The sequence below is a fragment of the Saccharothrix texasensis genome (assembly GCF_003752005.1).
Taxonomy (GTDB): domain Bacteria; phylum Actinomycetota; class Actinomycetes; order Mycobacteriales; family Pseudonocardiaceae; genus Actinosynnema; species Actinosynnema texasense.
Window position 1 is genome coordinate 7,175,848 of the sequence record NZ_RJKM01000001.1, and the last position, 22,882, is coordinate 7,198,729.

Annotated in this window: 22 protein-coding genes; 13 read left to right on the plus strand and 9 right to left on the minus strand. The window is 72.4% G+C overall.

Going from position 1 to position 22,882, the window contains the following annotated elements:
- Nucleotides 1-48 precede the first annotated feature (48 nt).
- Together polA and EDD40_RS32180 are read left to right on the plus strand one after the other, a co-directional pair.
- Nucleotides 49-2,724: a DNA polymerase I gene (polA, locus tag EDD40_RS32175; RefSeq protein WP_211348274.1), complete on the plus strand. Its 2,676-nt coding sequence runs from the start codon at nucleotides 49-51 to the stop codon at nucleotides 2,722-2,724.
- Between the two features lie 135 nt (nucleotides 2,725-2,859).
- Nucleotides 2,860-3,309 (plus strand): hypothetical protein, encoded by a 450-nt coding sequence (locus EDD40_RS32180; protein WP_148088966.1) that lies wholly within the window; start codon nucleotides 2,860-2,862, stop codon nucleotides 3,307-3,309.
- Here EDD40_RS32180 and EDD40_RS32185 read toward each other — a convergent pair.
- Nucleotides 3,298-3,753, minus strand: coding sequence for a winged helix-turn-helix transcriptional regulator (locus EDD40_RS32185; protein WP_123748439.1), 456 nt, complete (start codon nucleotides 3,751-3,753; stop codon nucleotides 3,298-3,300). The genes EDD40_RS32180 and EDD40_RS32185 overlap by 12 nt on opposite strands.
- A gap of 77 nt (nucleotides 3,754-3,830) precedes the next feature.
- On the opposite strand from EDD40_RS32185, the gene EDD40_RS32190 reads away from it, so the two are divergent.
- Together EDD40_RS32190 and EDD40_RS32195 are read left to right on the plus strand one after the other, a co-directional pair.
- Complete coding sequence (locus tag EDD40_RS32190) at nucleotides 3,831-4,334, plus strand: GNAT family N-acetyltransferase (protein WP_123746262.1); 504 nt, start codon at nucleotides 3,831-3,833, stop codon at nucleotides 4,332-4,334.
- Between the two features lie 14 nt (nucleotides 4,335-4,348).
- Nucleotides 4,349-5,650, plus strand: coding sequence for a hypothetical protein (locus EDD40_RS32195; RefSeq protein ID WP_246037964.1), 1,302 nt, complete (start codon nucleotides 4,349-4,351; stop codon nucleotides 5,648-5,650).
- On the opposite strand, the gene EDD40_RS32200 is transcribed toward EDD40_RS32195, so the two are convergent.
- Nucleotides 5,647-6,084, minus strand: coding sequence for a DUF1453 family protein (locus tag EDD40_RS32200; RefSeq protein WP_123746264.1), 438 nt, complete (start codon nucleotides 6,082-6,084; stop codon nucleotides 5,647-5,649). The genes EDD40_RS32195 and EDD40_RS32200 overlap by 4 nt on opposite strands.
- Before the next feature lie 67 nt (nucleotides 6,085-6,151).
- Here EDD40_RS32200 and EDD40_RS32205 point away from each other — a divergent pair, with 67 nt between their 5' ends.
- The 4 genes from EDD40_RS32205 (at nucleotide 6,152) to EDD40_RS32220 (ending at nucleotide 9,294) form a co-directional block, all read left to right on the plus strand.
- Complete coding sequence (locus EDD40_RS32205; RefSeq protein ID WP_123746265.1) at nucleotides 6,152-6,745, plus strand: TetR/AcrR family transcriptional regulator; 594 nt, start codon at nucleotides 6,152-6,154, stop codon at nucleotides 6,743-6,745.
- A gap of 69 nt (nucleotides 6,746-6,814) precedes the next feature.
- Nucleotides 6,815-8,107: a Gfo/Idh/MocA family protein gene (locus EDD40_RS32210; RefSeq protein WP_123746266.1), complete on the plus strand. Its 1,293-nt coding sequence runs from the start codon at nucleotides 6,815-6,817 to the stop codon at nucleotides 8,105-8,107.
- Between the two features lie 9 nt (nucleotides 8,108-8,116).
- Complete coding sequence (locus tag EDD40_RS32215; protein ID WP_246037965.1) at nucleotides 8,117-8,713, plus strand: P-loop NTPase family protein; 597 nt, start codon at nucleotides 8,117-8,119, stop codon at nucleotides 8,711-8,713.
- Nucleotides 8,710-9,294 (plus strand): Rossmann-fold NAD(P)-binding domain-containing protein, encoded by a 585-nt coding sequence (locus EDD40_RS32220; protein WP_123746267.1) that lies wholly within the window; start codon nucleotides 8,710-8,712, stop codon nucleotides 9,292-9,294. Before EDD40_RS32215 ends, EDD40_RS32220 begins: the two co-directional genes overlap by 4 nt.
- Here the strand turns inward: EDD40_RS32220 and EDD40_RS32225 are convergent.
- The 5 genes from EDD40_RS32225 to EDD40_RS32245 form a co-directional block, all read right to left on the minus strand.
- Nucleotides 9,291-9,884 (minus strand): TetR/AcrR family transcriptional regulator, encoded by a 594-nt coding sequence (locus tag EDD40_RS32225; RefSeq protein ID WP_123746268.1) that lies wholly within the window; start codon nucleotides 9,882-9,884, stop codon nucleotides 9,291-9,293. The genes EDD40_RS32220 and EDD40_RS32225 overlap by 4 nt on opposite strands.
- Nucleotides 9,881-11,776 (minus strand): YhgE/Pip domain-containing protein, encoded by a 1,896-nt coding sequence (locus tag EDD40_RS32230; RefSeq protein WP_123746269.1) that lies wholly within the window; start codon nucleotides 11,774-11,776, stop codon nucleotides 9,881-9,883. Before EDD40_RS32230 ends, EDD40_RS32225 begins: the two co-directional genes overlap by 4 nt.
- Nucleotides 11,773-12,411, minus strand: a complete 639-nt coding sequence (locus EDD40_RS32235) for a P-loop NTPase family protein (RefSeq protein ID WP_123746270.1) — start codon at nucleotides 12,409-12,411, stop codon at nucleotides 11,773-11,775. Before EDD40_RS32235 ends, EDD40_RS32230 begins: the two co-directional genes overlap by 4 nt.
- Nucleotides 12,412-12,495: 84 nt before the next feature.
- Entirely contained in the window at nucleotides 12,496-13,419 is a 924-nt protein-coding gene (locus EDD40_RS32240) for a GNAT family N-acetyltransferase (RefSeq protein WP_123746271.1), read from the minus strand.
- A gap of 10 nt (nucleotides 13,420-13,429) precedes the next feature.
- Entirely contained in the window at nucleotides 13,430-14,260 is an 831-nt protein-coding gene (locus EDD40_RS32245; RefSeq protein ID WP_123746272.1) for a class I SAM-dependent methyltransferase, read from the minus strand.
- Between the two features lie 190 nt (nucleotides 14,261-14,450).
- On the opposite strand from EDD40_RS32245, the gene rpsA reads away from it, so the two are divergent.
- The 3 genes from rpsA to coaE all read left to right on the plus strand — a co-directional run bounded on the left by rpsA (nucleotide 14,451) and on the right by coaE (nucleotide 17,901).
- The gene (gene rpsA / locus EDD40_RS32250) at nucleotides 14,451-15,947 is read left to right on the plus strand and encodes a 30S ribosomal protein S1 (protein ID WP_033442914.1); all 1,497 of its coding nucleotides are present in this window, start codon (nucleotides 14,451-14,453) and stop codon (nucleotides 15,945-15,947) included.
- A 141-nt stretch (nucleotides 15,948-16,088) separates the two neighbouring features.
- Nucleotides 16,089-16,697, plus strand: a complete 609-nt coding sequence (locus EDD40_RS32255) for a hypothetical protein (protein WP_236594421.1) — start codon at nucleotides 16,089-16,091, stop codon at nucleotides 16,695-16,697.
- A gap of 28 nt (nucleotides 16,698-16,725) precedes the next feature.
- Nucleotides 16,726-17,901 (plus strand): dephospho-CoA kinase, encoded by a 1,176-nt coding sequence (gene coaE, locus EDD40_RS32260; protein WP_123746274.1) that lies wholly within the window; start codon nucleotides 16,726-16,728, stop codon nucleotides 17,899-17,901.
- On the opposite strand, the gene EDD40_RS32265 is transcribed toward coaE, so the two are convergent.
- Both EDD40_RS32265 and EDD40_RS32270 read right to left on the minus strand, forming a co-directional pair.
- A complete protein-coding gene (locus tag EDD40_RS32265; RefSeq protein WP_123746275.1) occupies nucleotides 17,877-18,395 on the minus strand; it encodes a ribonuclease FAU-1 family protein in 519 nt (172 codons plus the stop codon). The genes coaE and EDD40_RS32265 overlap by 25 nt on opposite strands.
- A 135-nt stretch (nucleotides 18,396-18,530) precedes the next feature.
- On the minus strand, nucleotides 18,531-19,043 hold the full coding sequence (locus tag EDD40_RS32270) for a ribonuclease FAU-1 family protein (protein ID WP_123746276.1): 513 nt from the start codon (nucleotides 19,041-19,043) through the stop codon (nucleotides 18,531-18,533).
- A 108-nt stretch (nucleotides 19,044-19,151) separates the two neighbouring features.
- Between EDD40_RS32270 and EDD40_RS32275 the strand changes: the two genes are divergently transcribed.
- Both EDD40_RS32275 and uvrB read left to right on the plus strand, forming a co-directional pair.
- Nucleotides 19,152-20,441 carry a DUF5685 family protein gene (locus EDD40_RS32275; protein WP_123746277.1) on the plus strand — a complete coding sequence of 430 codons (1,290 nt, stop codon included), beginning with the start codon at nucleotides 19,152-19,154 and terminating at the stop codon, nucleotides 20,439-20,441.
- Nucleotides 20,442-20,503: 62 nt separating this feature from the next.
- Entirely contained in the window at nucleotides 20,504-22,663 is a 2,160-nt protein-coding gene (uvrB, locus tag EDD40_RS32280) for an excinuclease ABC subunit UvrB (protein WP_170185267.1), read from the plus strand.
- Nucleotides 22,664-22,882 lie beyond the last annotated feature (219 nt).

A 22,882-nucleotide genomic window follows, 5' to 3' on the forward strand; every position in this document is an offset into this window, starting at 1 on the left:
TGCTCCAGTCGGTGCGGTGCTGTCGGACCCTCACCCTAGACTCGGCCCGTGAGCACTTCAGAAGCCTCCCGCCTGCTGCTGGTCGACGGTCACTCCATGGCCTACCGCGCCTTCTTCGCGCTGCCCAAGGAGAACTTCCAGACGGGCACGGGCCAGACCACCAACGCGGTCTACGGCTTCACGTCGATGCTCATCAACCTGCTGCGCGACGAGAAGCCCACGCACATCGCGGTGGCGTTCGACGTCTCGCGCAAGACCTTCCGCACCGAGGCCTACGCGGAGTACAAGGCCGGGCGCAGCGAGACGCCGGACGAGTTCCGCGGCCAGGTCAGCCTCATCGAGGACGTGCTGGGCACGCTGAACGTGCCGGTGCTGTCCAAGGCCAACTACGAGGCCGACGACCTGATCGCCACGCTCACCACGCAGGCCACGGCGCTGGGCTTCGAGGTGCTGATCTGCACCGGCGACCGCGACGCCCTGCAACTGGTCACGGACAAGGTGACGGTGCTGTACCCGGTCAAGGGCGTGTCCGAGATGGCCCGGTACACCCCCGAGCTGGTGCTGGAGAAGCAGGGCGTGCCGCCCGAGCTGTACGCCGACTACGCGGCGGTGCGCGGCGACTCGTCGGACAACTTGCCGAACACGCCCGGCGTCGGCCCGAAGACCATCGTGAAGCTGCTCACCCAGTTCGGCTCGCTCAACGGCCTGGTCGACCACGTCGACGAGGTGCCGGGCAAGGTCGGCGACGCGCTGCGGGCGAACCTGGCCAACATCATGCTGAACCGGCAGCTCACCGAGCTGGTGCGGGACGTGGAGCTGCCGCTGGGCCCGGCCGAGCTGGAAGCCAGGCCGTGGGACCGCGACGCGGTGCACCGGCTGTTCGACGAGCTGGAGTTCCGGGTGCTGCGGGACCGGCTGTTCTCCACCCTGCCCACCGCCGAGCCGGAGGCCGAGGAGGGCTTCACGGTCAGCGGCGGCCCGGTGCCGGTCGGCGGGGTGGCCGCGTGGCTCGACGCGCACGCGCGCTCGGGCCGGGTCGGCATCGCGTTCCGCGCCTCGGGCGGCGACCTGGAGGGACTGGCGCTGGCCGCGGTCGGCGGCGAGGGCGGGTACTTCGAGGTCGCGTCGCTGACCGAGGCCGACGAGAACGCGCTGGCCGCGTGGCTGGCCGACGAGTCGGTGGCCAAGGCGGCGCACGACCTGAAACTGCCGCTGCGGGCCCTGCGGGCGCGCGGCTGGAAGCTGCGCGGGGTGAGCAGCGACACGGCGCTGGCCGCCTACCTGGTGCGGCCGGGCCAGCGGTCGTTCGCGCTGGACGACCTGGCGCTGCGCTACCTCCAGCGCGAGCTGCGGGCCGAGGAGCCCGACGACGGGCAGCTGTCGCTGCTGGCCGACGAGGAGGAGGAGCGGCAGAAGACCGCGCAGGCGGCGATCGTGCGGGCGTTCGCGGTGGCGGAGCTGGCCGACGCGCTGGACGTGGAGCTGGTGAACACCGGTCAGGAGTCGCTGCTGGCGAGCCTCGAGCTGCCGCTGATGGTGGTGCTCGACGACGTCGAGGCGGTCGGCATCGCGATCGACACCGAGCACCTCGCGGCGTTGGAGGCGCACTTCGCGGCGGGCGTGAAGCAGGCCGCGCAGGACGCGTACTCGGTGATCGGCAAGGAGATCAACCTCGGCTCGCCCAAGCAGCTGCAGACGGTGCTGTTCGACGAGCTGAACATGCCGAAGACGAAGAAGACCAAGACCGGGTACACCACCGACGCGGACGCGTTGCAGAACCTGTTCGAGTCGACCGAGCACCCGTTCCTGCAGCACCTGCTCGCGCACCGGGACGTGACCCGGTTGAAGTCGACCGTGGACGGGCTGCTCAAGTCGGTGGCCGACGACGGCCGCATCCACACCACGTTCCACCAGACGATCGCGGCCACCGGCCGGCTGTCGTCCACCGACCCGAACCTGCAGAACATCCCGATCCGCACCGACGAGGGCAGGCGCATCCGCGAGGCGTTCGTGGTCGGGCCGGGCTACGCCGAGCTGATGACCGCGGACTACAGCCAGATCGAGATGCGGATCATGGCCCACCTGTCGGAGGACGCGGGCCTGATCGAGGCGTTCCGCAGCGGCGAGGACCTGCACACGTTCGTCGCGTCGCGCGCGTTCTCCGTGCCGACCTCGGAGGTCACCGCCGAGCAGCGCCGCCGGGTGAAGGCCATGTCGTACGGGCTGGCGTACGGGCTGTCGGAGTACGGGCTGGCGCAGCAGCTGCGGATCTCGGCGGCCGAGGCGCGGGAGCAGAAGGAGGCGTACTTCGCCCGGTTCGGCGGGGTGCGCGACTACCTGCACGCGGTGGTCGAGGACGCGCGGAAGAAGGGCTACACCGAGACGATCCTCGGCCGCCGGCGCTACCTGCCCGACCTGACCAGCGACAACCGGCAGCGCCGGGAGATGGCCGAGCGGATGGCGTTGAACGCGCCGATCCAGGGCAGCGCGGCGGACATCATCAAGGTCGCGATGTTGGGCGTGTTCCGCGCGTTGGAGGAGTCGGGCCTGCGGTCGCGGATGCTGCTCCAGGTGCACGACGAACTGGTGCTGGAGATCGCCGAGGGCGAGCGCGAGCAGGTGGAGGCGCTGGTCCGCGCCGAGATGGGCGGCGCGTACCGGCTGTCGGTGGCGATGGAGGTCTCGGTGGGCGTCGGCCGGTCCTGGGACGCGGCCGCGCACTGAGCCGCGCCGCCGCGCACCGAACTGCGCCGCTGCGCACCGAGCGCGGTCGGTGTGTCACCCACGGCGAGGTACGGACAGCCGTACTTCGCCCGCCGCGCTGCCGGGTCATCATTCCCCCAGGTGAAGGGGGTGGCCATGACCGGCAGTCCGGTGTTGGGCGGCAGTGCCCGGTGGTCGCGGCTGTTCCTCCCGATCGGCGTGTTCCTCGCGCTGTTCGGGGTGCTGAACGCCGTCGAGCTCCCGTTGGGCTGGAAGGACCGGCAGCAGCAGGTCGGCCGGTACCTCGACGCCACGCTCGGTCTCGGCGCCGACTGGGTGATGCCGGTGATCTGGCTGGTCAAGGTCGTGGAGCTGGTGCTGGGCCTGGTCGCCGTGGCGGCCGTGGTGCGGCGCAGCACCCGGTGGCTCGCCGCGGCGGTGGTCGGCTGGCTCGGGTGGTTCACCGCGTTCACCGCCATGGACGTGTGGGCGGCCGACCGCGCCGAGCTGCAGGAGCACACGGTCTACTTCGTCATGTTCGCCGTGCTGCTGGGGCTGATCTTCGTGGTCTCGGCCGTGGAGCAGGTGCTGGCCTCACGCACGTGAGTCGCGCAGCGGCGTGACGCGCACGTCCCGCGCGGTCAGCTCCGCGCCGCACCCCTCGCACGACACGTGCACGCCGATGTCGCCGCCGCACGAGCGGTGGTGCACGTCGAACGACGGGCCCTCGGCCGGGGACATCCAGCGGTCGCCCCACTTCCGCAGCGCCATCAGCACCGGGTAGAGCTCCAGGCCCTTCTCGGTCAACCGGTACTCGTACCGCGTCCGCACGTCCTTGTACGCCTCGCGGCGCAGGATGCCCTCCTCGACGAGCGTGCCGAGCCGCTCGGTCAGCACGCTGCGCGAGATGTCCATCTCGGTCTGGAAGTCCTCGAACCGCCGCGTGCCGAGGAACGCCTGCCGCAGCAGCAGCAACGTCCAGCGCTCGCCCAGCAGGGCGGCGGGCAGCGAGAGGGTGCACAGCTCGTCGGCGACCTTCACGTGGGCCATGCCCACTGACGATACCCCTTGCATTCGGAAAACGAATCCAGCTAGGGTTCGGAATCCGAACTCAAGGGGCGTCCGCCATGAAGGTCCGCGAACTGCACGCCGCCGAGGCGGGCCACGCCGTCGACGCGGTCTTCCACGGCTTGTCGCCGCGGAGTCGCTACCTGCGCTTCCACGCCCCGGTGCCCCGCCTCACCGCGTCCATGCGCCGCCGGCTGACCGACCTCGACGGCCGTCGCAAGGTCGCCGTCGTCGCGGAGTGCCGCCGCGCGCCCGTCGGCATCGCCCGCCTGATCGCCACCGGCGAGGACACCGCGGAGATCGCCCTCGCCGTGGTGGACCCCTGGCAGCGCAAGGGCGTCGGCACCGAGCTGATGGCCGCCCTGAGCCGGTTGGCCGCCGACCTGGACTACGTCGAGCTGCACGGCGACGTGCTGGGGGAGAACCAGCCGATGCTGCGCCTGGTCGCGCGGGTGTTCCCCGGCGCGCGGCTGACCCGCGAGGAGGACGACGTCATCCGGGTCAGCTATCCGTTGAACTACCAGTTGACCCACGAAGACCTGGTGGCCGGCCTGCGGTGGTGAGCAGAATGGCCCGCATGCGACGGATCTCCGGGTTGGCGCTCGTCCTGGTGCTGGTGGCGCCACCGGCCGCGGCCTCGACGCCGCCCGGTGACCAGCCGCTGCCCGGTTACACGATCAGCAACCCGCCGCTGCCCCCCGCGCTGGTCGGCGGCGAGCCGTCACGCGTGCTGCAAGGCGTGCACGAGCACGCGGCCTACGCGGTCGAGGTGCCGCCGCGCTGGAACGGCCGCCTGGTCATGTGGGCGCACGGCTACCGGGGTGCGAGCACCGTGCTGACCGTCGACCCGCCCCAGTACGGGCTGCGCCAGAAGCTGCTCGACCAGGGCTTCGCCTGGGCCTCGTCCAGCTACTACGCCAACGGCTACGACGTGAAGGCCGGCGTCCTGAGCACGCGCGCCCTGGCCGGGCACTTCCGCGAGCTGGTCGGCGAGCCCCGCGAGACGTTCATCGCGGGCGTCTCCATGGGCGGGCACGTCATCGGCCGGTCACTGGAGCAGTTCCCCGGTTTCTACGAGGCCGCGCTGCCGCTGTGCGGCGTGCTCGGAGACCAGGAGCTGTTCGACTTCATCCTCGACTTCACCCTGGTCGCGCAGGCCGTCAGCGGCGTCCACGCCTGGCCCGCGCCAGCCGACTACCTGACCGCGGTCCTGCCGCGCGTCGAGGCCGAGCTCGGGCTGACCGGCACGCCGAACGAGCGCGGCGCGCAGTTCGCCTCGGTCGTCGCCGACCGCAGCGGCGGCCCGCGGCCCGGCGCGGCGCCCGCGGTCGCGTACTGGAAGGACTTCCTGTTCCGCCTCGCGGCCACCTCGTCCGGCGAGGACCTGGCGGCGAACCCGGGCCGGCTCGCCACCAACGTCCTCACCCGGTACGAGCCGAACGCGCCGGTCGACGTCAACCGCGAGGTCCAGCGCGTGCTGCCGACGGACGTGAGGGCCCGCGTCACGCCGAAGCTGATCGAGGTGCCGCGCATCGCCGGCCGCCCGACCGCGCCGGTGCTGTCGCTGCACGACCTCGGCGACCTGTTCGTGCCGTTCTCGATGGAGCAGCTCTACGAGCGCGACGTCGAGCGCAACGGCCGCGGCCACCTGCTCGTGCAGCGGGCGATCCGCGCGGTCGGCCACTGCGAGTTCAGCCCGACCGAGGTCGGCACGGCCTGGGACGACCTGGTGACCTGGGCCGACACCGGCCGGCGGCCCGCCGGCGACGTGGTGGACGACCCGGCCGCGGTCGCCGCGCCGGACTACGGCTGCCGCTTCAGCGATCCCGCCGCCCGCACCGCGCCCGGCGGCACCCGCCGCCTCTTCCCGGCCTGCTAGGCGGCCTTCAGCAGGCGCAAGCCGATCGGGATCGCCTCGCCGAGCAGGCCGATCCCGATCGACAGCGTCACCGGCCGCGCGTCCGCCGGGGCGCCGGCCGCCGACGCGGCGAGGCCCAGCCCCAGGCTCACCGCCGCCGAGCCGGCCCACACCAGCAGCGTCCACGGCGTGTACCGCTGCCACGGCACGCCGTCGCGCGCGAACAGCCGGATCGTCGCGCCGCGCGCCACCCCCAGCGCGAGGCCGACCACCGCGCCCGCGACCAGCCACCACCAGTCGGCGGCGGTCAGCTCGACCTCCCTCAGCCCGTACACCCCGATGCCCAGCAGCACCAGCGGCGGCACGGCGAGGTCGCGCGCGTTCACCGGCTCACCGCGGAACCTCTTCACCACGACCGCGACCACCGCCACGACGATCAACACCCAAGTCGGCACGACGTTCCCCCTCGTTTATGGCATGACTGTGCCAAATAAGCTAGCACGGATGTGCTAAAAAGGAACCGTGCCCAAGGTCGTCGATCCCGAAGCCCGTCGCCGCGAGGTGGCCGAGGCCGTGTTCCGCGTGGTCCGCCGGCACGGCCTGGAGCAGGCGTCGCTGCGCAACGTCGCCGACGAGGCCGGCCTCGCCGTCGGCTCGGTCCGGCACTACTTCGTCGACCACGACGACCTGCTCCGGTTCGCGCTCAAGGAGCTCACCGACCGGCTCGAGCGCCGGATCATGGTCCACGTCGAGGCGGTCCGGTCGGCCGGGGCGCGCGAAGGCCGGCGGCAGGCCGTCGAGGACCTGCTCGCCGAGCTGCTGCCCCTGGACCCCGACCGGCGCGACGAGGCGGAGATCTGGCTGGCCTTCGCCACCGCCGCGCGCACCCGGCCGACGCTGCGCCGGGAGGCGCGGCGGATGCACGAGGGGATGCGCATGATCGTCGGCAAGGTCCTGGTCGGCGGCGGCGTGCCGGACGTGGAGGTGGAGACCGAACGGCTGGCCGCGCTGCTCGACGGCCTGGCGCTGGACGGGGTGCTCCACCCCGACCTCACCACGCCGGAGGTCATGCTCGCGGTGCTGCGCAAGCACCTGGCGTCGCTGACCGCCGGGTGAGGGCGCGCCCTTGACGGCGTGCGGTCCGGGCGGGTTAGCGTGGTGGAAAACGCTTACCAGGAGGCGCGCATGGCACGCAGGCGCTACGCGGTCGTGGGCACCGGCGCCCGCGCCGAGCTGCACGTCGACGCGATCGTCGGGCACCCGGAGCAGGGGGAGCTGGTCGCGTTCTGCGACGTCAACCGCACCCGCATGGCCGTGCACAACGAGCGGCTCGACCGGCCCGTGCCGACCTACGCCGCCGAGGACTTCCTGCGGATGGTCGAGGTCGAGCGGGTCGACGTCGTCGTGGTCTGCACGGTCGACCGCCACCACGACACCTACGTCGTGGAGGCGCTGGACGCGGGCTGCGACGTCGTCACCGAGAAGCCGATGACGGTCGACCCGGCGGGCGTCGGCAAGGTCTTCGACGCGGTCGAGCGGACCGACGGCCGGGTCACCGTCACGTTCAACTACCGGTACAACCCGGTGCACGAGAAGGTCCGCGAGCTGCTGTCCGGCGGCGCGGTCGGCGAGATCGGCTCCGTGCACTTCGAGTGGCTGCTCGACGTGCGCCACGGCGCCGACTACTTCCGCCGCTGGCACCGCGACAAGGCCGAGTCCGGTGGTCTGATGGTGCACAAGGCCACCCACCACTTCGACCTGCTCAACTGGTGGGTCGACTCGGTGCCGGAGGTCGTGTACGCGCACGGCCGGCTGTTCTTCTACGGCGACGAGAACGGCAAGCGCCACGGCCACCACCGGCCCTACGACCGGGTGCACGGCTCGCCGGAGGCCCAGGACGACCCGTTCGCGCTGCACGTGGGGCGGGACGAGTGGCTGCGCCGGCTCTACCTCGACGCCGAGCACGAGGACGGCTACCAGCGCGACCGCAACCCGTTCGCGCCCGGCGTGTCCATTGAGGACGACATGTCCGTGCTGGTGCGCTACGCCGGCGGCGCGAACCTGACCTACCACCTCACCGCCTACTCGCCGTGGGAGGGCTACCGGCTGATGGTCAACGGCAGCCGCGGCCGGCTGGAGCTGGAGGTCGTCGAGAACAGCTGGGTCAGCGGCCAGCAGCCCGCCGTGCACGGCAAGGAGGCCAACCCGGAGGAGGGACGCGTGCGGCTGACCGTGCAACCGCTGTTCGGCCGAGCCGAGGAGGTCCCGCTGGAGTCCGGCGGCGCCGGGCACGGCGGCGCGGACGCCCGGATGACCGAGGTCCTCTACGGCCCGCCCGGCCGGCCGGACCCGTTGGGCCGCCGCGCCACCCACCGCGACGGGGCGTTGTCGCTGGCGACCGGGTTCGCGGCGAACCGCAGCTTCGAGACCGGGGAAGCCGTGCGCGTGGCGGAGTTGCTCGACGTCGGTTGGCGGTAGCCTGGCCCGGTGCCGCTCCTGGGACCAGCCGACGAGTTGCCGCACCCGCCGCGCCGGGTGCTCGTGGCCGGCACGTCCGGCTCCGGGAAATCGACCCTGGCCAGTCTCGTCGCCCGCACCCTCCGGTTGTCCTATGTGGAGATGGACTCGCTGTTCCACGGTCCACAGTGGACACCGAGACCGGAGTTCGAGGCCGACGTGCGCCGGTTCGTCAAGGGCGAGGCCTGGGCGACCGAGTGGCAGTACCGCCTGGTGCGGCCGGTGCTGCTGGAGCACGCGGACACGCTGGTCTGGCTGGACCACCCCCGGCACGTGGTGATGCGGCGGGTGACGGTGCGGACGGCGGTGCGCCGGCTGCGCCGGGAAGAGCTGTGGAACGGCAACGTCGAACCGCCCCTGCGCACGGTGTTCACCGATCCCGAGCACCTGCTGCGGTGGGCGTGGAAGTCGCATGCCCGCACCGGCGAGCGGATCGGGGCGGTGCTCCGCGGCGAGCACGCCGACCGGCTCGCGGTGGTGCGGCTGCGTGGGCAGCGTGAGGTCGACCAATGGCGGTCCGGCCCGTTGCGACGGGCGGCGGAGCGCGGCGAGGAGTCGGTGCGATGAGCGAGCGGACGGCGTTGGTCCTGGGTGGCACCGGGATGTTGAAGGGGTGCGCGGACGAGCTGCTGGCGCAGGGGTGGCAGGTCGTGCTGCCCAGCCGCCGGCCCGAGCGCGTGCTGGGCGGCGCGGCGAAGGCGGCCCTGCGCGGACGCGGCCACGTGCCCCAGGCGGGCAGCGCGCGGGTCGCCGTGGCGGCGGACTGGGCCAGACCGGGGGAGCTGACCGACCGGGTCCGGGCCGTGGTCGACCGGCCCGCCGACCTGCTCGTGGCCTGGGTGCACGAGAGCTACCGGGACGGCGTGCTGCGGGCCGTGGCGCCCCTGCTCGCCCCGCACGCGCCGGTGGTCGAGGTGCACGACAGCGGCGCCATCCACGCCGTGCGCGGCGTGCCCGACCCGACCCTGGAGGGCCACCCGACGCAGCAGGTCGTGCTCGGTTTCGCCCGCCACGGCGGCGGCGTCCGCTGGCTCAGCCACGAAGAAGCCTCCCTCGGCGTCCTCGCCGCCGTCCACCGCGCCCTGGACGGCAAAGCCCCCTCCGTGCACCAGGTGGGCGAGATCGACACCTGGACCGCACGCCACTAACCCGGCCGCAGGCCCCGCACCAGGGACAACACCGACTCGCGCACGTCGGCGAGGCTGCGTTCGGGCTGGAAGACCTGCCAGTCGAGCGCGGTCACCAGCAGGGTGCCGAACAGCGCCGCCGACGCCGTGCCCACCTGCACGCCGTCGGGCAGCCGGCCCGCGTCGGCCAGCCGCTGCATCTGACCGCGCACGATCGACACGATGTCGTCGCGCAGCAGGCTCAGCGTGTCGTGCCACTGGCCGGGCGTGCGCCACAGCTCCGACACCAGCAGCTGGCCGAACGCGGGGTACTCGGCGAAGAACCCGAGCATCCCGTCCACCAGCGACTCCATCGCCGCGCCGGTGTCGTCCTCCGCCTCGGCGACCTTGAGCCGCCCGGCCAGCAGGTCGACCCCGTGCCGCAGCAGCGCGTCCACCAGCGCGTCCTTGCTGGCGAAGTTGTAGTAGACGGTGCCCTTCGCCACGCCCGCCTCGGCGGCGATCTCGTCCACCGTGACGCCGGCCGCGCCCCGTTCGCCGACGAGCCGCAGCGCGGCGTCGAACAGCTTCTGCTTGGTCGCGGCGGTGCGGCCGGGGCGCGGGCCGGTCACAGGACCAGTTCTGGTTTGAGGCGGCTGGGAGTCCACACCCGCTGCTTGTACGCGGCGAGCGTCGCCAGGGCAAGGCCCGCGGCCAGGTAGCCGACCAGGATCAGCGCGTCCCGGCCGACCCCGCCCAGCGACCCGCCGTACATGAGGTGCCGCAGCCCGTCCACGGCGTACCCCATGGGCAGCCCGTAGTGCAGCGGGTACAGCGGCACGGGGATGGTCTGCCACGGGAACGTGCCGCCCGCGCTGACCAGCTGCAGGATCAGCAGGACCAGGCCGATGAACTTGCCGACCGCGCCGAACAGGGCGTTCAACGCGTGCAGCACGGCCACGAACGTCGCCGACACCAGCAGCAGGAACGCCAGCACGCCCAACGGGTGCGACGGCCGGATGCCCACCACCAGCGTGACCGCCGCGTACATCACCACGACCTGGGCCGCGCCGAGCAACGCCCCCGGCAGCCAGCCGCCCACCGCGACCCGCAACGGCGGCTGCCCGGCCGCCAGCCCACGCCTCGACAACGGCTTGAGCAGCAGGAACAGCACGAACGCGCCGATCCAGGTGGCCAACCCGAGGAAGAACGGCGCCAGGCCCGCGCCGTAGCTGCCCGCCGACGTCTGGCTCACCCCGCGCACGTTCACCGGGTCGCCGATGTTCTGGGCGGTCGACTCGCGGGTCGGGTCGTCGGGGTTGGGGATCTGCGAGACGCCCTGGTCGAGGCCGTCGCGCAACTGGTTCGCGCCGTCCACGAGCTGCGCCTCGCCGTCGCGCAGCTGCGCCGCGCCGTCCCGGAGCTGGCCCGCACCGGACGACACCTGCGCCGCGCCGTCGTTCAGCTGGGTGATCGCGCCGGTCAACGCGGGTGTGCTCGCGGCGAGCTGGGCCGCGCCGTCGGAGACCTGCTTCGCGCCGTTCGCCAAGGTGCGCAGCTGCCCGGCGGTGCCCTGCACCTTGGCGTTGGCGTCGTCCACCGGCTTGCGCACCTCGCCCACCGCGCCCAGCACCCGCTGCACGTCGGCCTCGGCCAGGCCCAGCGCGCGCAGCTTCGCCGCCAGCTCGCCGTTGGCCGCGTCCAACCGGCCGACCAGGTCCTGCGCCTTGGCGGCGTAGTCCTCGGCGGTGGCGGCGACCGTCTCGTTGCCGTCGGCGACCTGCTTGGCCCCGGACGCCAGCTGCTGGGACTTCACCGGCAGGTCCGCAGTCGAGTCGCGCAACCGCGTCAGCCCCGCCGACACCTGCGCCGCGCCGTCGGCCAGCGGGACCGACCCGTCGGCGAGCTGCCGGGCGCCGCGGTAGGCGTCCTGCTGGCCGGCCGCGAGCCTGGTCGCGCCGTCGGCGGCCTCGGCGGTCTTCTGCCGGATCGTGGAGAAGCCGAGCAGCAGCTTGTCCGCGGCTTCCGCGCCGACCTTCACCGACACCGACCGGCGCACCTCGGCCACGACCTGGTTGGCGATGGTGGACCCGAGGTAGTTGTTCGCGTCGTTGGTGGTCAGCAGGATCACGCCTTGGCGCGGGGTGAAGTCGCCGGACGACAGCAGCGCCTGCGAGAAGTCCTCGGGCAGGGTCAACGCGAACGTGTAGGTCCCGTCGCGCACGCCCCGCTCGGCCTGCGCCGCGTCGACCCGCCGCCAGTCGAACCGGTGGCCGTCCACCAGCTCGTCGGCCACCTCTTCGCCCGCGTCCAGGCGCGTGCCGTCGCTCGCGGTCGCGCCCTTGTCCTCCACGACCAGCGCGGCGGGCACCTGGTCGAGGTGCGCGTACGGGTCTTTGTTGGCGTAGAGGTACAGCGCCGCGTAGAGCAGCGGCACCAGCGTCAACGCCAGCACCGCGAGCTTGGGCAGCTTGCCGGAGGTGATCCGGCGCAGCTCGTTGAACGCCATCCGCAGGGCGGTCACCGGGACTCCTCGTCGAGGTCGTCGGCGCCGGTGCCGTCCGCGCCGATGCGCGCGACGGGCACGTCGAGCACGGTGGCGCTGGTGGTGGTGCACAGCACGACGACGGACCGCTCGGGCGTCACCTGCCGGCGCGCCAGCTCCAGCCACCCGTCCGGGTCGCCGTGGTAGCGGTCGGGGCTGTCCAGCACCAGGGTCGTCGCGCCGGGGCGGCCCGCGGCCAGCTCCAGCATCAGCGCGCACCGGGTGGCGGCCGGGACCTGCTCGAACCGCTGGTCCAGGTGCTCGTCCGCGCCGCGCTCGACCAGCCAGTCGGCCACCGCCCTGCGCCCGCTGCGCGCCCCGTTCACGGCCAGCTCCTCGCCGACCACGCCGGCCAGGGGCAGCGACGCCTCGGGCTCGCTCACGTCCGGGGAGTCCACCAGCACGACGTGGGCGCGGAGCCGGTCGGCGGAGGGGGAGACCTCGCCGGTGCTCGGGCGCATCCGGCCGGACAGCACCAGGCCCAGCGCGGTGTGCCCGGCGCCCGGATCACCGGCCACCAGCACCAGCTCACCCGGCTCCACCAGCAGTGACGTGGGCTTGAGCAGCGGGCCGTGCGGCCCGGTGACGCCGACGCGCCGAGCGTGGATGCGCACCGTCGGACCTCCTTTTTGAACTGACCGGTCAGTTCAAATAGTGGTCCGGTCGAGGATTCCTCGCAACCCGGCGCGGTGTGACGCCTAGCGCAGCGCCCCGGCGGGGCGGACCTCCCACATCGTCCACAGTGGACGATAGCCCTGCCGCGGCCAGAACACCGAGGACAGCGGGTTCGGCGGGTTGTAGTAGAGGTAGGTGCCGACCGTGCCCAGCCGGTGCAGCTCGCGGTGCGCGTGCGCCATCAGCTGGCGGCCCACCCCCGTGCCGCGGGCGGCCGGCAGCACGGACACGCAGTTCACGTAGCCCCAGCGGCCGTGCGGCAACCTCGTCGCCGTCCAGTTGCCCGGCTCCGACGTCACCACCGCGCACTCGGCCAGCGCCACCGCGATGCCGTCCCGCTCGGCCAGCCACGCCGGCCCGCCCGAGGTCAGCCGCTCGGCCAGCGTCCGCCGCTTCAGCGTCACCGCGTCCGGCCGGTGCACCGTCGAGCCCACCATGGACGAGTAGCGCAGCTCGGCCAGCGCCAGGGCCAGCACCGTCTCCAGGTCGGCGCGCGTGGCCCGGCGGATCGTCGCCGTGCCCGTCACCGGCGGGGGAGGGGCCTGCCGCACCGCGACCACGGTCAGCGGCACCAGGCCGTGGTCCAGCAGCGCCCTGGTCGCCTCGGCGTCCCGGCTCGGCCACGTCAGCACGCACGCCGAGTCGCGGTCGGCCGGTCCGAGCAGGTCGAGCCGCTTGCGCCAGGCGCGCAGCAGCGCGTCCATGCCCGCCGCGCCCGCGTTGCCCAGCAGCGGCGTGAGCTCCCACACCTCGGTGGCCGACCAGAGCCGGGCCGGCGACCGCCGGTCGTGCACCTGCCGCTGCAGCACGCCCGCCACGCGGGTGCCGTCCGGCAGCGCCGCGGTGATGACGTCGCCGTCCGGCGGCGCGACCGCGGGCGGCAGCAGCGGGTCGACGCTCGCGAAGCGCGCGCTCTGCGCCTCCATCAGCCCTTGACCGACGGTCATGCCAGGCAGGTTACGGCTTTCGGGTGCGGAAGATCGCGGTGCCCGGGAACAGCCGGCCGCGCAGCGGGCTCCACTGCCCCCACGTGCGGGTGTGCCCCGCGGGCCACTCCGGCTCCACCACGTCCACCAGCTCCAGGCCCGCGCCGACCAGCGCCCGCACGTAGTCCCCGGTGGTCCGGTGGTGCTCCACGTACGTCGCCCGGCCCGAGTCGTCGACCTCCACGTACGGCGTCCGGTCGAAGTAGGACTGGGTCACGGTCAGCCCACCCGGTCCCGGGTCGTCCGGGAAAATCCACCGGATCGGGTGAGTCACGGAGAACACCCACGGCGCGCCCGGCCGCAGCACCCGCGCGACCTCGCCGAAGACCTCGCCCACGTCCGCCACGAACGGCACCGCGCCGAACGCCGAGCAGGCCGCGTCGAAGCTGCCCGAGGCGAACGGCAGCTGGTCGGCGCTGGCCTGCACCAGCGGCACGGCCACGCCGGTCGCCGCGTTGGCCGCCACCGCGTGCCGCAGCATCCCGGCGGAGAGGTCGAACGCCACGGCGCGCGCGCCCCGCGCGGTCAGCCACCTGGCGCACGGCGCGGAGCCGCAGCCGACCTCCAGCACCCGGCGTCCGCGCAGGTCACCGAGGTAACCGGCCTCTTCCTCGCGGACGCCCTCGGGGCACCACACGAAGTCCGCCGCGCCCAGGAAGTCGCCGTGCTCGGCGTGGTAGTCGTCGGCGTCGGCGTCCCACCACATGCGGTTGGCCGCGCGCGACTCGGCCGCGTCCACGCCCCGCTTGGCGATGCCGGTGGTGCCGAGCGCCAGTTCGGCGCTCGCGTGCTGGTCGGACACACTGCTCCATTCAAGTGTGCCGGTTTGCCCGTCGGGCTCCCGGCCACGTACGATATCGCCCGCGTAGTGGGTTCGCGCTGTCCTCGATCGGTGATCACTGCAAGTCGGTCTTCGTGGTGGGGCGTGCCCTCCGCGTAGCGTTGAAACCCGCAGGCCACAAACCCCAATCCGTACCGGAGCCACCTACCTAATGTCCACCGACACCACCACTGTCCCGGTTGCCGCTGCGCCGAAGCAGGTCGCCATCAACGATATCGGGACGGAGGAGGACTTCCTCGCCGCTATCGACAAGACGATCAAGTACTTCAACGACGGCGATATCGTCGAGGGCACGATCGTCAAGGTCGACCGGGACGAGGTCCTGCTCGACATCGGCTACAAGACCGAGGGTGTCATCCCCTCGCGCGAGTTGTCGATCAAGCACGACGTCGACCCCAACGAGGTCGTCAAGGTCGGTGACGAGGTCGAGGCTCTTGTTCTCCAGAAGGAGGACAAGGAAGGTCGGCTGATCCTCTCCAAGAAGCGCGCTCAGTACGAGCGCGCCTGGGGCACCATCGAGGCCCTCAAGGAGAAGGACGAGCCCGTCAAGGGCACGGTCATCGAGGTCGTCAAGGGCGGCCTCATCCTGGACATCGGCCTGCGTGGCTTCCTCCCCGCCTCCCTCGTGGAGATGCGTCGCGTCCGCGACCTGCAGCCCTACGTCGGCCGCGAGCTCGAAGCGAAGATCATCGAGCTGGACAAGAACCGCAACAACGTGGTCCTGTCCCGCCGCGCCTGGCTGGAGCAGACCCAGTCCGAGGTCCGCAGCGAGTTCCTCAACCAGCTGCAGAAGGGCCAGGTCCGCAAGGGCGTCGTGTCCTCCATCGTCAACTTCGGTGCCTTCGTGGACCTGGGTGGCGTGGACGGCCTCGTGCACGTCTCGGAGCTGTCCTGGAAGCACATCGACCACCCGTCCGAGGTCGTCGAGGTCGGCCAGGAGGTCACGGTCGAGGTCCTGGACGTCGACATGGAGCGCGAGCGCGTGTCGCTGTCGCTCAAGGCGACGCAGGAAGACCCGTGGCGCCAGTTCGCCCGCACCCACGCGATCGGCCAGATCGTGCCGGGCAAGGTCACCAAGCTCGTCCCGTTCGGCGCGTTCGTCCGGGTGGACGAGGGCATCGAGGGCCTGGTCCACATCTCGGAGCTGGCCGAGCGCCACGTCGAGATCCCGGAGCAGGTCGTGCAGGTCGGCGACGACGTCATGGTCAAGGTCATCGACATCGACCTGGACCGCCGCCGCATCTCGCTGTCGCTCAAGCAGGCCAACGAGGGCTTCACGGTCGACTCCGAGTTCGACCCGACCCAGTACGGCATGGCCGCCGAGTACGACGACCAGGGGAACTACATCTACCCCGAGGGCTTCGACCCGGAGACCCAGGAGTGGCAGGAAGGCTTCGACAAGCAGCGCGAGGAGTGGGAGCGGCAGTACGCCGAGGCCCACACGCGCTACGAGGCCCACATGAAGCAGGTGGCCAAGGCCGCCGCGGCCGAGGAAGAGGCCGCCGGGGAGACGAACTACTCCTCCGGTGGCGAGGCTCCGGCCGCCGCGACCTCGTCCAGCACGGGCGCCCCGGCCCAGGCCGGTGGCACCCTGGCCAGCGACGAGCAGCTGGCCGCGCTCCGCGAGAAGCTGTCGGGCGGCGCCTGAGCAGCACCGGTCGGCGGATCGACGCCGGCTGACTGAACGACGACGATCGCCCCTCGCCCACTTCGGGCGGGGGGCGATCGTCGTTCACTCTTTCGGGGGTGGGTCGGCGTTGACTTGCGCTAAATTGAGAATGCTATGGGCATGCGGACGGCGGTGTTGGCGGCGATGGTGGTGCTCGCGAGCGCGGGCTGCGCCGCCGTGCAGACGCAACCCGTGGCGCAGCCGCAGATCCCGACGATCGTGCCGCCCACGTCGTTCAGCCGGATCCCGCAGATGACCGACCGGCCCCTGCCGGACGACTGCGAGCTGGTCATCCCGGTCGAGCTGTTCAACCAGAAGCTCGGCCGCGAGCTGCCCGGCGAGCTGAAGACGATCATCGGCATCCCGGAGCCGTCGCTCGCCCGCACCGGGAAGATCGACTGCTACTACGGCGTGCCGGAGAAGCAGCCGATCGCCGCCGCGCCCGTGATCATCGGCCTGGCGACGTACGCCGACGAGGCGGCGGCCGGCACCCGGGTCGCCGAGAGCGTGGCCGCCGAGCGCGAGGACGGCGCGACCGTCCGCGAGGTCGACGTGGGCAAGAAGAAGGGCCAGTTCATCAGCAGCAAGGACGAGCGGTTGGTCCTGGGTTCGCTGGGCAAGACCACGTACGTGGCCCGGGTGAAGCTCGGCGTGCTGCCCGACGACGCGGTCGCGGGCGTCCTCGCCGCCCTGGCGCAGCAGTCGATGACCCCCGTCGAAGGGGCCTGAAGATCCTTCACGTGGCAGGCTGGACGGCATGTTGCGCGTGGGGCTCTCCGGGGGCATCGGGTCGGGCAAGTCGACGGTGGCGGGCAGGCTCGCCGAGCACGGCGCGGTGGTGATCGACGCCGACCGGCTGGCCCGCGAGGTCCTCGAACCCGGCACCGACGGGCTGCGCGAGGTCGTCGAGGCGTTCGGCGCGGACGTGCTCGGCGCGGACGGCGCGCTGGACCGGCCCGCCCTCGCGGCGAAGGTGTTCGGCGACGAGCAGGCCCTGGCCACGCTCAACGGCATCACGCACCCGAGGATCGCCGCCCGCACGGGCGAGCTGATCGCCGCCGCGCCCGCGGACGCGATCGTCGTGCACGACGTCCCGCTGCTGGTGGAGAAGGACATGGCGCCGCTCTACCACCTGGTGGTGATCGTGCACGCGGACCTGGACCAGCGGCTCGTCCGGCTGCGCGACCGGGGCATGGCCGAGGAGGACGCGCGGCGGCGCATCGCCGCGCAGGCCGACGACGAGCGCCGCCGGGCCGTGGCGGACGTGTGGCTGGACAACTCCGGCACGCCCGACCTGGTGCTGGCGCGGGTCGACGCGCTGTGGGCGGACCGGCTGGTGCGGTACGAGTCGAACATCCGGCTGCGCCGCTACGCCTCGGGCGCGCCGATCGTGGTGCCCTACGACGAGACCTGGCCGGTGCAGGCGGCGCGGATCGCGGCGCGCATCCGGCTCGCCGCCGGTGGCCGCGTGGTCGAGCACATCGGCTCCACGTCCGTGCCCGGTCTCGCGGCGAAGGACGTGCTGGACTTCCAGCTCGGCGTGACGTCGTTGGCGGAGGCCGCGGAGCTGGAGGAGGCGCTGGCGCAGGCGGGTTTCCCGAGCCTCGGCGTGGGCGAGGACAGCGTGAAGTACGAGGGCGACGCGCCGGAGGACTGGCACAAGCGGCTGCACGCGGGCGCGGACCCGGGACGGCGGGTCAACCTGCACGTGCGGGTGGAGGGCGGCCCGGCGTGGAACTGGGCGCTGCGGTTCCGCGACTGGCTGCGGGCCGACGCGGCGGCGCGGGACGAGTACGCGGCGTTGAAGCTGGAGCTGGCGGAGAAGCACCGGGGTGACGCGGACGGTTTCGCCTACGGCGAGTCGAAGGAGCCGTGGATGGCCGCCGCGACCGCACGGGTGGACGCGTTCTACAGGGACGGCCAGACGTCGTAGATGCCCCGGTGGGTCAGCCACGAGCCGAGGTCGTGCCGGTGGAGGCTGACTTCCTCCAGGGTGCGGTGCACCGTGCGCAGCGCCTGGTCGGCGTCGAGGGGGCCGAGGACGCGGCCGGCGACGGCGGCGGCGAACTCCTCGCAGTGCACGATCCGCGCGGTCGTGCCGCCGGGCACGGCCAGGCCGAGGAGCAGGTCGGTGGTGCGCCACGCCCGGCCGTCGCGCTGCACGCGGACCGCGCTGAGCACGCTCGGGCCGCTGCGCGCGTGTCGGGACCGGGGCCGGTGGTGCGTCAGCCGCAGCCCGAGCGCGGGCATCAACCAGGTGACCTCCGAATCGGAGAACGGGTCCTCCGGTGTCGGGCACTCCAGCCGCAGGCCCCACGGCTCCACCCGACACGTGGACAGGTGCCGCGACATGCCGCTGGAGTAGCTGCGAACTGCGCTGACGGTGTCGACCACGTCGACGAGCTGAGGTGTGATGACCGCTCCCACGCGACCCAACGTAGACGCAGATGTGTCCTTGGTAACTATCGGGTTTGATTCGTTATATCACGGTCTGTGGTGGAAGCGGTCTCTATCGGGTGACGGACACGGATGGCGGTTGACCAGCGAGTGTGACGGTCTGTATTACCGCCGACGCCAGGTGGTGATCGTTCCCTGAGCCGCCAGCCACCGCACCGCGTCGTGGTCGTGCGCGGCGATGCCGGCCACCGCGCGGTAGGTCGTCTCCAGCGCCCACTGCGCCCGGTCGGCCTGGATGAGCCCGTGGTCCAGCGCCGTGAGCAGCTCGTCGGTGTCCAGCACGGTCACGCTGCGGCCCGTGCGCACGACCAGGTCGAGGTACAGGTCGACGGTCTTCCACACCGAGCCGCTGGAGCTGATCTCGACCACGTCCACGTAGAGGTCGTAGTCGCGCTCGTGGCCGGGGTGCCAGGACTGCCGGGTCACGCGCAGGCCGTGCGCGGGCAGCAGCCACGACTCGAAGTGCGACAGGTGGGGGTGGCCGGGCACCGGGCGGGACATGTAGAGGCCGTGCCCGGTCAGCCGGTACTCCTCGACGCCGCGCAGGTGGCCCTTGGGGTCGGTGTTGCTCTTGGCGTCGAGGTCGAAGTACTCGATCTTCGGCGGGTGGATGTGCATGCGGGTCCCGGCGGCACTGGACGTCACGGCGCCGACCTTAAGCACCGATACCGGCGGAACGCTCCTTTCTGTCACCCAAAAGTATGATGATCCCTTACTCTTCCCGCCATGTTCGGCATCATCCGCCCCTGTCGCAACCGCCTGGGCCCCGAGCTGCGCGAGTCGTGGCTGGCGCACCTGTGCGGGCTGTGCCTGGCGCTGCGCGACGACCACGGCCACCTCGCCCGCGTGGTCACCAACTACGACGGCCTGGTCATCTCCGCCCTGGTGGAGGCGCAGGCCGGGCGGTCGCGGCGCTCCGCCGGGCCGTGCGCCCTGAGGGGCATGCAGTCGGCTGACGTCGCCGTGGGCACCGGCGCGCGCCTGGCCGCCTCGGTGTCCCTGGTGCTGGCCTCGGCGAAGGTCGGCGACCACGTGGACGACCGCGACGGCGTGTTCGCGCGGGCCCCGATGCGCGGCGTCGGCAGGCAGGTGGCGCGGCGGTGGGCGGCGCAGGCCTCGGAGACGGGCCTGGACCTGGGGTTCGACACGGCGGTCCTGGTGGACGCCGTGCGGCGGCAGTCCTCGGTGGAGGCCTCGGCGGCGCCGGGGTCGTCGGTGCTGACCGTGACGGAGCCGACCGAGACGGCGGCGGGCGAGGCCGTGGCGCAGACCGCGGTGCTGGCCGGGCGGCCGGGCAACGCGGCGGCGTTGCGGGAGGTCGGGCGGCTGTTCGGCAGGTTGGCGCACCTGCTGGACGCGGTGGAGGACCTGGGGGAGGACCGGGCGTCCGGCGCCTGGAACCCGCTGGTCGCCACCGGCACCACCCCGGAGGAGGCGCGGCGGCTGTGCGACGACGCGGCGCTGGGCATCGAGCTCGCGATGAAGGAGGTCGAGTTCGCCGACGACCGGCTGGTGCACGCGCTGCTGGTGCACGAGGTGCGGGAGTCGATCCGGCGGGCGTTCGGCGACCCCCACTCGCACGGGCACACCCCGTCACCGCCGCCCGGCCGGCAGCCCGCGCCGGGCATGTACCCGCCGCCCGCGCAGGCCGGTCGTCCCCAGGGGCAGCCCGGCCCGCACCACGGCAGCGCGCCACCGCCGGGCCACGTGCCGCCGCCCTCGGCCCCCGGCCGCGGCGGTCCGCCGGAGCCGCCGCGCGGCGGCAAGAAGGGCAAGCGCGGCGGCGAGCCCCCGCGCCCCGGCAGCGGGCTGTGGTGCTGGCCCAAGCTGAAGACGCCGCCGGTGACCCGCGGGGTGCTCCTGGGGTGCCTCGCCGTGCTGTACCAGTGCGGCACGTGCCAGTACTGCTGCCGCGACCCGTACCCCGGGCCGTTCAGCGGCAAGCCCCGCGAGGGCTGGTGCAACTGCGACTGCGGTCCGGGCTGCGACTGCGGCGGGTGCGACTGCAACTGCTGATCAAGGGCCGCTGACCTGGGCCGGATCGGAAATTGTCGTACCCCCGGCGTACCGTCGTACCCGTGGCTTTCCCAACCGAGATCCCGGTCAAGGCGCACTCGTCGCACCGCCCCGTCGGGGACATCCCCCGCACCGACGGGCAGTTCCGCGTGGTCAGCGACTACCAGCCCGCGGGCGACCAGCCCGCGGCGATCGCGGACCTCGAGCGGCGGGTGCGGGCCGGTGAGAAGGACGTCGTCCTGCTCGGCGCGACCGGCACGGGCAAGTCGGCCACCACGGCGTGGCTGGTGGAGAAGGTGCAGCGGCCCACGCTGGTGATGGCGCCGAACAAGACGCTGGCCGCGCAGCTGGCGAACGAGCTGAAGGGGTACTTCCCGGACAACGCGGTGGAGTACTTCGTCAGCTACTACGACTACTACCAGCCCGAGGCGTACATCCCGCAGACCGACACCTACATCGAGAAGGACTCGTCGGTCAACGAGGACGTCGAGCGGCTGCGCCACTCGGCCACGATGAGCCTGCTCACCCGGCGGGACGTGATCGTGGTCGCGTCCGTGTCGTGCATCTACGGCCTCGGCACGCCCCAGTCGTACCTGGACCGGTCGATCAAGCTGGAGGTCGGCGCCGAGGTCGAGCGCGACCTGCTGCTGCGCGCCCTGGTCGACATCCAGTACACGCGCAACGACATCGCGTTCAACCGCGGCACGTTCCGCGTGCGCGGCGACACGGTGGAGATCATCCCGGCGTACGAGGAGCTGGCGCTGCGGGTCGAGTTCTTCGGCGACGAGATCGACAAGCTGTACTACCTGCACCCCCTGACCGGCGACGTGGTCAAGGAGGTCGAGGAGCTGCGCATCTTCCCGGCCACCCACTACGTGGCGGGCCCGGAGCGCATGGAGAAGGCGATCCGCAACATCGAGCTGGAGCTGGCCGAGCGGCTGGCCACGCTGGAGCGGCAGGGCAAGCTGCTGGAGGCGCAGCGGCTGCGCATGCGCACCGCCTACGACATCGAGATGATGCGCCAGGTCGGCTTCTGCAACGGCATCGAGAACTACTCGCGCCACATCGACGACCGCGGCCCCGGCACCGCGCCCGCGACCCTCATCGACTACTTCCCGGACGACTTCCTGCTGGTCATCGACGAGTCGCACGTGACCGTGCCGCAGATCGGCGGCATGTACGAGGGCGACGCCTCGCGCAAGCGCAACCTGGTCGAGCACGGTTTCCGCCTGCCGAGCGCGATGGACAACCGCCCGTTGACCTGGGAGGAGTTCGCCGACCGGATCGGTCAGACGGTGTACCTGTCGGCCACGCCCGGCCCGTACGAGATGGGCCAGACCGGCGGCGAGTTCGTCGAGCAGGTCATCCGCCCGACCGGCCTGGTCGACCCGGAGGTCGTGGTCAAGCCGACCGAGGGCCAGATCGACGACCTGGTGCACGAGATCCGGGTGCGGGCCGAGCGCGACGAGCGGGTCCTGGTCACCACGCTGACCAAGAAGATGGCCGAGGACCTGACCGACTACCTGCTGGAGCTGGGCATCCGCGTGCGGTACCTGCACTCGGAGGTCGACACGCTGCGCCGGGTCGAGCTGCTGCGGCAGCTGCGCCTGGGCGAGTACGACGTGCTGATCGGCATCAACCTGCTGCGCGAGGGCCTCGACCTGCCCGAGGTGTCGCTGGTCGCGATCCTCGACGCGGACAAGGAAGGCTTCCTCCGCTCGGGCACCAGCCTGATCCAGACCATCGGCCGCGCGGCCCGCAACGTGTCCGGCGAGGTCCACATGTACGCGGACCGGATCACCGACTCGATGCGGCACGCGATCGAGGAGACCAACCGCAGGCGGGCCAAGCAGGTCGCCTACAACGAGGAACGCGGCCTCGACCCGCAGCCGCTGCGGAAGAAGATCACCGACATCCTGGAGCAGGTGTACGCCGAGGCGGAGGACGCCATCGCTCCCGGCGGCTCCGGCCGCAACACGTCGCGCGGCAAGAAGCCGACCGGCGACCCGGGCGCCAACGGCCGCGCCGGCTCCGGCGTCCTGACCGACCGCGACACCGGCACCATGGCCCGCTCGGAACTGGCCGACCTGGTCCAGCAGCTGACCGACCAGATGATGAACGCGGCCCGCGAGCTGCAGTTCGAACTGGCCGCCCGCCTGCGTGACGAGATCCAGGACCTGAAGAAGGAACTGCGCGGCATGGACGCCGCCGGCGTCAAGTGACCAACCGACCGCCGGGGCCACCCACCCCGGCGGTCCCCGTCATCCCGAGCACACCGCCCCACCCCGGCCGCCCCGGACCTTCCCGCCCACCACCCGAACGTCCGCTCCCTGCCCGCCGGCCCCTGCCTCCAGGTCACACCCGGACCCCGGTATCCGTCCTGCGCCCCTGCGCGCACGGCCTTGGGCTTCACCGACCGGTTAGCGCGGCCCGGCCCTTCC